The 1,192-nt window shown below is 67.1% G+C and carries 1 protein-coding gene; it reads right to left on the reverse strand.

Annotated elements, in window-relative coordinates; genetic code table 11:
- The coding region (locus AB0I57_RS20080; protein WP_358339351.1) for a condensation domain-containing protein at positions 1–1,192 on the reverse strand (1,192 nt) is incomplete at both ends.

Genomic DNA, 1,192 nt, shown 5'->3' on the forward strand with positions numbered 1-1,192 from the left:
GTAAGGGCGGGCAGGGCGGTGGCCTGTAGGTCGGGCAGGTCGATGGTGGGCAGGGTGTTGTTCTGCCAGGCCAGGCAGATCTGGAACAGGGGGTGGTAGGCGGTGGTGCGGGTGGGGTTGAGTAGTTCGACGAGTAGTTCGAAGGGGAGGTCTTGGTGGGTGTAGGCGGCGAGGGCTTTGTCGCGGACCTGGTCGAGGATCTGGTCGAAGCGGGGGTGGCCGGTCAGGTCGACGCGGAGTACCCAGGTGTTGACGAAGAAGCCGATCAGGTCGGTCAGGGCGGTGTCGGTGCGGCCGGCGATCGGCCCGCCGATGCACAGGTCGTCGCCGGCGCCGTGTTTGTGCAGCAGGACGGCGAGGGCGGATTGGGTGAGCATCGACATGGTGATGCCGTGGGTGCGGGCGAGTTGGTCGAGGCGGTGGTGCAGGTGTGCGGGGATGGTGAAGTCGATCGTGTTGCCGTGGTAGCTGGCTACCTTGGGGCGGGGCCGGTCGGTCGGTAGTGGGGTCAATTCCGGTGCCCCGTCGAGTTGGTGGTGCCAGTACCGGTATTGGGTGGCGATCAGGCTGTCGGGGTCGGTGGTCTCGCCGAGCAGGTGGTGTTGCCAGAGGGTGTAGTCGGCGTAGTGGACCGGCAGCGGCTGCCAGTGTGGTTCCTCACCGGTGCGGCGGGCGGTGTAGGCGTGGGTCAGGTCCTCGATCAGGGGGGCCATCGACCAGCCGTCGCCGGCGATGTGGTGAAGCACCAGTACCAGCACGTGCTGGTCGGGTCCGGATCGGAAAACGGTGGCCCGCAGTGGGATCTCGTGGGCCAGATCGAACCGGTATCCGGCGGTCTCGGCCACCGCGACGACTATCTCGTCTTCTCCTACTTCGGTTTCGCCGGTGCCGGCGAGGTCGGTGCCGTTGAGGTCGCTGCTGTCGAGGTGGTTGTGGTTGGGGTCGGTGGCCGGGGGGATGTCGGTGAGGGGGATGTCGGTGAGGGCCTGGTCGGGGGGCAGGATGTGTTGGAAGGGTTGGCCTTCGGTGGCGTCGAAGAGGGTGCGCAGGCTTTCGTGGCGGGCGATGACATCACCGAGGGCGGCGGTCAGCGCGTCGGTGTTCAGGGGTCCGGTCAACCGGAGGGCGAGGGGGATGTTGTAGGTGGCCGACGGGCCCTCGAATTGGTGCAGGAACCACAGTCGTTGCTGGG

Origin of the sequence: Rhodococcus sp. NPDC049939 (genome assembly GCF_040656415.1) — a bacterium.
Taxonomy (GTDB): Bacteria; Actinomycetota; Actinomycetes; order Mycobacteriales; family Mycobacteriaceae; genus Rhodococcus_F.